6 protein-coding genes are annotated in these 7,490 nt (G+C 72.7%); all 6 read right to left on the bottom strand.

Annotated elements, in window-relative coordinates:
• Nucleotides 1–72: 72 nt before the first annotated feature.
• The gene (locus AB0K14_RS35115; RefSeq protein WP_360464362.1) at nucleotides 73–1,683 is read right to left on the bottom strand and encodes a serine/threonine-protein kinase; all 1,611 of its coding nucleotides are present in this window, start codon (nucleotides 1,681–1,683) and stop codon (nucleotides 73–75) included.
• 108 nt (nucleotides 1,684–1,791) lie between these two features.
• Entirely contained in the window at nucleotides 1,792–3,132 is a 1,341-nt protein-coding gene (locus AB0K14_RS35120; protein ID WP_360464359.1) for a serine/threonine-protein kinase, read from the bottom strand.
• Between the two features lie 388 nt (nucleotides 3,133–3,520).
• The gene (locus AB0K14_RS35125) at nucleotides 3,521–4,243 is read right to left on the bottom strand and encodes a hypothetical protein (RefSeq protein ID WP_360464357.1); all 723 of its coding nucleotides are present in this window, start codon (nucleotides 4,241–4,243) and stop codon (nucleotides 3,521–3,523) included.
• 441 nt (nucleotides 4,244–4,684) lie between these two features.
• A complete protein-coding gene (locus tag AB0K14_RS35130; protein ID WP_360464354.1) occupies nucleotides 4,685–5,263 on the bottom strand; it encodes a hypothetical protein in 579 nt (192 codons plus the stop codon).
• Between the two features lie 354 nt (nucleotides 5,264–5,617).
• On the bottom strand, nucleotides 5,618–6,544 hold the full coding sequence (locus tag AB0K14_RS35135; protein WP_360464351.1) for a hypothetical protein: 927 nt from the start codon (nucleotides 6,542–6,544) through the stop codon (nucleotides 5,618–5,620).
• Nucleotides 6,545–6,756: 212 nt separating this feature from the next.
• Nucleotides 6,757–7,071 (bottom strand): hypothetical protein, encoded by a 315-nt coding sequence (locus AB0K14_RS35140; RefSeq protein ID WP_360464348.1) that lies wholly within the window; start codon nucleotides 7,069–7,071, stop codon nucleotides 6,757–6,759.
• Nucleotides 7,072–7,490 lie beyond the last annotated feature (419 nt).

The raw sequence follows: 7,490 nt of genomic DNA on the forward strand, positions 1-7,490 counted from the left end.
GACAAACCCCGGACCGGAAGCCCAGGACCGGAAGCCCAGGACCGGGCACCCGGGACACCCCGGGCGGGAGGTTCAGGCGAGCTTCTGCTCACCGTCGATGTAGATGCCCTGGTTCTCCCACTTCAGGATGATCAGCTTGCGCTCGGTGCTGATCGAGTCGTCCTTCATCTGGTAGGCGATGTCGACCTCGTACGCGTACGGCGAGTTCATCCGCACGCCCTTCAGGTCGATCGCCTTCACCGACTTCCACCAGCCCTCGTAGCCGCCCGCACCGCCGGCCGCGGCCTGCATCTTGGCGGTCAACCGGCCGAAGCCCTCGTCCACGTGGTCCGGCAGCAGGCCGAAGTAGTCGCGGACCGCCTGCTCCTGCTGCTCGGGCGTCGGCTCGACGGTGATCTTGGTGGCCGGCGTGCTCGGCCTCTTCGACGGCGTGACCGACGCCTCGCCGCCCGCTTCCCGCGCCGTGGTCGACGTCGTGGCGCCGGCCTGGTTGTCGCCCGGATCGCCGTTGGACAACACGCTCGCCAGCAGGATGCCCACGGCCGCCGCACCCGCGATGGCGAGCGCGGTGAGCACCGCGGACCGCTTGCTCTTCATCGGACCGCCGGCCGGTCTCGACGCGCCGAGCGGCCGGGCGGGCGGCGGTGGCGGGTTGTGCTTGGCCTGCCGCTGCGGCGCGGCCGGTGCGGGCGTCGGCGCGGCCGCCACCCGGGTCGCGGAGTGCGGCGGGGTCCCCGCTGCGGCCTGCGGGCCGTGCTGGCCGGCCGGGGCCAGCGCACGGGTCGACTGGGCCTGCACGGGCGCGCCCTGCCACGACGGCGGGTGGCTCTGCGGCAGCGCCATCGGGAAGTCGGGTGCGGTCCGACCCGCCGCCACCGCGGCCAGCGCCTCGCGGGCCTCGGCCATGGTCGGCCGGTCCTCCGGCTCGGCGCGCAGCAGGCGCATCAGCAGCGCGGTCAGCGGGCCCGCCTGCTTCGGCGGCACCACCTTGCCCGACGCGACCTGGTGCAGCAGCGCGATGGTGTTCTCGTTCAGGCCGAACGGGGGTGCGCCCTCGATCGCCGCGTACAGCGTCGAACCCAGCGAGAACACGTCCGAGGGCGGGCCGGGGTCGTACCCCTTGGCGACCTCGGGCGCGAGGTAGGCGGGCGTGCCCGCGAGCATCCCGGTGGCGGTGACCGTGACGTCGCCGGTGGCCCGCGAGATGCCGAAGTCGGTGATCTTCACCGTGCCGTCGTTGCCGAGCAGGATGTTGCCCGGCTTGATGTCGCGGTGCACGATCCCGGCGTTGTGCGCGGCGGCGAGCGCGGAGGCGACCTGCGAGCCGATCGACGCCACGTCCCGAGGCGGCAGCGTGCCGCGCTCGGAGAGCGCCGTGGACAGGCTCTTGGACGGCAGGTACTCCATCACCAGCCACGGCTGGCCGTCGTCCTCCGCCACGTCGTACACCGCGATCGCGTGCGGGTGCTGCAAGCGGGCCGCGATCCGGCCCTCGCGCATGGCGCGGCGCTTCGCCTCGTCCGTGTCGGCCTCGGCCAGCCCCGGCTGGAGCAGCAGCTGCTTGACCGCGACGGTGCGGTGCAGTCGTTCGTCGTGCGCCTGCCAGACGATGCCCATCGCACCGCTGCCGATCCGCCGGCCAAGTCGGTAGCGGCCGGCAACCAGGCGGCCATCGTCGCTCACGGCGTGCTCCCAGTAGCTGCTAGGGCTTCATTCAGTGGCGAACGACAAGACGCCACTAGGACAAGAACGTTGCGTCACCCGATCGGGTTCGGCACCACCATACGAGGTTCAAGGAACCTGCTGGGTGGTCGGTGCCACTGAGCCGGTCGGTTGCGCCGTCGTGGTGGTGGTCGTGGTCGTCGTCGTGGTGGTGGTCGTCGTCGTTGTCGTGGTGGGAGGAGCCGTCGTGGTGGTCGGCTGCTGGGTCGTCGTGGTCGGCTCCACCGTGACCGTCTGCGTCTCCACGGTGGTCGTGGGAGGGGGCGTCGTGGTCGTGGTGGTTGGCTTGGCCGAGGACGAGCTCGTCTCGCCCACCGGCGGCGTGACCGGGCTCTTGCCGCCGAACCAGTCCAGCGCCACCGCCAGGAAGCCGAGCAGCAGGATGGCGCCCAGCACCACGGCGGCGATCACCAACGGCCGGTTGTTCGTCCGGGCCGGCGGTGCAGCGACCGGCGCGGTGCCGGCCGTGGAACGCGGACCGGGCCGCACCACGCGGGTGCGGTCGGCGTCCAGGAGGGCCGTGGCGCCCGCGGGCACCGGCGCGAACCCCGGCGAGCTGGCCGGCACCAGGCCGGTCAGGCTGGGGTTGCGGCCGTGCGCGACCGCGCTGAGCATGTCGCGGGCCTGCGCCATGGTCGGCCGGTCGGCCGGGTCGTAGTTGAGCAGCCGCAGCAGCACGTCGGTCAGCGGGTGGTCGACCGACGGCGGGTTGATCCGCCCCGCCGCGACGGCGTGCAGCACGCCCAGGGTGTTCTCCGACAGCCCGAACGGCGGCTCGCCCTCGGCCGCGGCGTAGAGCGTCGAGCCGAGCGAGAACACGTCCGAGGCGGGCGACGGGTCCTGGCCGCGCGCGATCTCCGGCGCCAGGTAGGCGGGCGTGCCCGCGATCAGGCCGGTCTTGGTGACCGTGACGTCGTCGCTGGCCCGGGAGATGCCGAAGTCGGTGATCTTGACCAGGCCGTTGTCGGCGAGCAGCACGTTGCCGGGCTTGACGTCCCGGTGCACGATCCCGGCGGTGTGCGCGGCGGCCAGCGCGGCGGCGGCCTGCATGCCGATCTGGGCCACCTCGACGGGGTCCAGCGGGCCGTGCTCAGCCATCGTGTCGGCCAGGCTGTAGGACTGCAGGTACTCCATGACCAGGCACGGAGCGCCGTTCTCCTCCACCACGTCGTAGACGGCGATGGCGTTGGGGTGGTGCAGCTTCGCGGCGATGCGGCCCTCGCGCATGGCGCGCTGGATCGCCTCGTCCTGCTCGCGCTCGTCGAGGCTCGGCGCCAGCAGCAGTTGCTTGATCGCCACGATCCGGCCCAGGCGCTCGTCCTGGGCGCGCCACACGACGCCCATCGCACCGCTGCCGATCCGGTCGAGGAAGCGGTAGCGCTCGGCGATGACGCGCTCGTCGTTGCTCACCGGGCCACCTCGCTGGGGCGCTGCGTGACCGCGGCAAGGGCAGCAGGTCTCACGCTCGGGCTCCTCGTCGTGCGGATCGGTGCGCGGAACAGGCTAGGCCACCGCTCGCCCGCAGAGCCTACCCCGGCCGTGACTACGCCTTTCGAGCCGTTGCGCAGGTCACGTGAGCCGAGGGGTGACCGGGAAGGGATACCTGATACCGGCCCGTAAGGACACCCGTTCGCACGAAGATCGCCAGTTTTGCGGCCGAACGGGCTAACCGCCTGGTGGGCCACCCGATCGTGGGTGGAAGTTCTGCGCGGAGGCGACGCGGGGCGGGCGCCCGGACACCGCGAAACCGCCGCTCGGGCACGCCGAGCGGCGGTTTCCGGACACGTCGGTGGAACGGTCAGCCGGCCGGGGCGAAGAAGTCGAACCCGCCGAGCGGGTTCAGGATCCGACCCAGGTCGAGGTCCAGGCCGAGGCCCGCGTCGCCGTCCTCGGACGGCGGGGTGCTCGGGTTGGACGAGGACGGCGGCGTGCTCGACGGCGGCGTGGTGGACGACGGCGGCTGCGAGCTGTCGCTCGGCGGCGCCGGGGTCGTGCTGCTCGACGGCGGCGGGGTCGTCGTCGGCTGGCCGCTGCTCGGGGTCGTCGTCGGCGTGCTCGTCGCGGCCTGCTGCTGCGTCGTCGTGGTCGTGGTCGTCGTCTGCTGCTGCTGCGTCGCGGGACGCGGCGCGCGCTGCGTCGTCGTCTCCGGCGCCCGCTCGGTCTGCTCGGGCGTCGTCGTGGTGGTCTCGGCCTGCGCCTGCTGCTGGGCGGCGGCCGCCGCGCCGAGGTCCTTGGTGAGCGTGTTGGTGGCCCGAGCGGCCGGGCGGGCGTCGAAGCGCACCTCCGCCGGCGGGCGCTCGTCCGGGGACGACAGCAGGTTGGTCGCGGTGAACGCGACCGTGCCGGCGAGCACCACGCCGCCGCCGGCCATCGCGACGAGCTTCGGCACGGAGAACCCGCCGCCGCGCTCCTCTTCACCGGCGCGCCCTTCGCGGCGCAGCAGCTCGGTGACGTGCAGCTCGCGGCCCGAGAGGTTCGTCGCACCGGCCTCGGCCGACAGCGCCGCGACCGAGAAGCGCACGGTCTCCTCGTCGTCGTCGGTGCTCCGTCTGACCGGCCGGGCACCTGCTCTGCCGCCCGCTGTCCGAGCTCCGGCTCCTGCTTCGCCGACTGCCGGCCGACCTCCGGCTTCGCCTGTTGCTGTCCGATTGCCGGCTTCGCTGACTGCTGTCCGATTGCCGGCTTCGCCGGCGGTGATCCGCGGGATCGGCTGCGTCTCCGCCTCGCGCCTGGCGAGCAGGTCGGCGACCGACAGCTTCGCCGTCGACCCGTCCTGCCGACGGCGTTTGTCGTCGTTCGACACCGCTGGACACCCTTTCCCGGAGAGAGCGTTGCGCTACTGACCGGGACCATGGATACCGAATCGTGACCGTCTACGTAACCCCTTTGAGTGAAGTTTCCTGCGGGATGAGGGGTTAATTGAACGCACAGTGAACAGTTGACGTGCGATCGCTACGCAGCGTCAGCTCCGTTGGGCCGATAGGACTTCGGTGGCGACGATGCGCGGAACGCTCGTGTCGGTCAACCGGAAGAGCTGCTCGACGCGGATCCACCGACCGGTGCGCTCCTGCATCGACACCACCGCGAGCACCGCGCCGTCCGGCCGCAGCCGCGTCGACTCGACGGTGATCGCCTGCACGTGGTCCCAGGAGTCGACGAAGTCGCGCGCGTCGCCGCCGAGCAGCTCCGGCGACAGCAGCCGGGACGCGTCCGCGGGCCTGGTCGGCAGCAGCTCGAAGAACCGCCGCACGATGTCGACCTGCGGTTCCGGCCCGACGTTCACCTGGGGCGGCGGCACCATGACCGGCGATTGCTGCGGCGCGTCCGCGGCGGGCGGCCCGACCTGCCGCGCCGGGGCGGGCAGTCGGTCGGACCGGTCACCGCCCAGTTCCGCGGCCAGCAGGTCCGGCCGCAACGCGGACGACCCGCTGATCACCGCGGGCGGTTCGACCTGCGGCTGGTCGGGACGGGCGGGGCGGTTGCCCGCCAGGACCGAGGCCGCGGCGATCGAGCCGAGCAGCACGATCGCCCCGGTGGCCACAGCGGCGAGCTTCGCCGCGCGGGTGGCTCCCCTCCCGGGCGGCCTCGGGTCGGCCTCGCCACCCGGTGGATCGGCAACCGGGCGTGGACCGGCGACCAGGCCAAGGGTGGCGGCCTGGTCACGGGTCCGGATCCGCACCGGTGTCGGCTGTTTCCTGATCAGCTCCGCCACCGTGACCGAACCCGCGCGGTTGTGCCTGCGACCGCTAGTCGTAGGGCGCTGCACTGGCGACTCCCTCGTCGTGTCGTCGCCAAGACTCGTACCGTGGGGGCGAACGGGAATCCAGCTCAGCGCGGGACTTCACTCGTTCGTGGCGACCAGTGGTCAAAACCGGTCGCTCGAACGGGCGAAGGACTACGGAACGACGCGCCGCGCGGGTGCGGTCGAACGCCCCGTCGCGGGCCGCTCGTCGTCGATCAGCGGCACGCCGGTCGTGGTGAACACCAGCTCGCGCTTCTGCGTGGTGGTGGACCCGTCCTTGCGCGTCACCTGCAACGTGCTGACCGTGACGGCCCGGGCCGGGTCCACGGTGATCTCCCGCACCTCGATCAGCGACACGTCGGCGAAGTCCTCGCCGAGCAACGCCTCGCCGGTGATCCGGAACGTGTCGGAGACCAGCGTCAACGCGCTGTCCGAGTTCGCCGCCACCTCTTCGTAGAACAACTCGGTGTTCACCGCGATCGTGTCCGCGTCCACCACCGGCCCTGACTCCGCGGGGACCGTGGTGACCTGGGCGGACGTCTCCGGATTCGCGAGGCCGGCGGTCCGCCCGGAGGGCGAGCTGCCGCCCGCGGAGGTGCGCTCCCCGGTGGCCGCGGCCAGGCCGTTCGCCACCGCCTCGGCGGGCACCCGACGCACGGTCGGGGTGGCCGAGGGCTGCGGAGTGGCGAGGAAACCGGTCAGCAGCGGCACGTCGGTCGGGTAGCCGGGCAGCCCGATGCGCTCGGCCGGGCTGTTCGAGCCGACCAGGTTGGCCGCCGCGACCGCCAGCCCGACCAGGACGCCCGCCGAGGACAGCACGGCGAACCAGGCGGCCCGCTTCCACGTCCGGGGTGGCGTCACCGACGCGGGCACCAGGCCGATGTTGAACTTGCGCAGGCCGACCGCGTCGGAGTCGAGGAACGGGTCCTGCGGTGGCGGCGGCTCGGGTGGTGGCTGCAGCGGGCGCACCACCGCGCGTTCGAGCGGTGCGGGCCTCAGCTCGCCGCCCACGGGCAGCCAGATCGCCGCCCCGTCCTCCAGCCGATGCCGGCCCGACCGTTCCGGTTCCCCGATGTCCATAGCTGTGCAGACCCCTCCCGCGCACGGGCCTGACGGCCCTCGCGGTCTTTCCACCTGTTTGGGCCCGAACTCACCCGGTGGGTTCGGGTGGCGCGGGGAATGGAGGTGGGACGCCGAGGCCCCCGCCCTACCTCAGAGTAGGTGCAGGGTGCACGTCGAGCCGGGTGGATCAGCCTTGTGGGGCGGAGCGACACACTTAAGAGTGAATCTCGTCAGCTACCGCTGTTCAGCTTCTTCCTGGTGCCCTGCAACGCGTTGGTGGCGGCCAGGCCGGCACCGCCCGCGATCAGCGCGCCGATGATGTCGCCCGAGACGGCGCTGCCCGAGGTGATCAGCAGGCCGACGAGCGCGATGATCGTGGTGACCCCGGCGACGGTCCACCGGCTGCGCACGTACTGGGCGATGGGCGCGCCCGCGGCGCGCTTGGACTTGGCGGCGGAACCGAGCATCGCGAGGTACCCGTCGTGCGCCAGCGCGGCGAGCACACCCAGGATCGCGATGAGGCCCGTGATGAGACCGATGACCATGACACCAGTGTGCCCGCGCCCAAACCTGCTGGACCATCCGTGATCGCCCTGATATCTCCCCGGGGCGGAAGGTCTCCCGGCACGACGCCTGCTCGGCGCACGGCACCGGCGCCGGGCTGTGGGAGCCGCCCGGCCGGTGGGACGGCAACGCCAGGCACCGCGCCGGCGGCTCACGAGGCGGTCGCCGCCGGTCGGACACGCCTGGGACAAGAGAGGTCGGACCGCCAGCCACCACACCCAGCCGACCTCGGCCGACGGGTGCTGAGTGGTCGACGACGGCCGACTGTGCGTGGAACCTGCCGCTGCCCCGCGGGCGGGACCGGGTCGCCTTGCCCGCCGCCGTGCCGTCGACCACGGCCGCGAAGTGCTTCTCCGCGGGAACGTCGTGCACCTCGATGACCATGGCGCGATCCTCGCAC

It is taken from the genome of Actinosynnema sp. NPDC050801, assembly GCF_040673975.1.
GTDB lineage: Bacteria > Actinomycetota > Actinomycetes > Mycobacteriales > Pseudonocardiaceae > Actinosynnema.

Bases quoted from the DNA above. Each gene is read 5' to 3' on its own strand.
- AB0K14_RS35140 (WP_360464348.1), bottom strand. From the start codon at position 7,071: ATGGTCATCGGTCTCATCACGGGCCTCATCGCGATCCTGGGTGTGCTC.
- AB0K14_RS35135 (WP_360464351.1), bottom strand. From the start codon at position 6,544: ATGGACATCGGGGAACCGGAACGGTCGGGCCGGCATCGGCTGGAGGAC.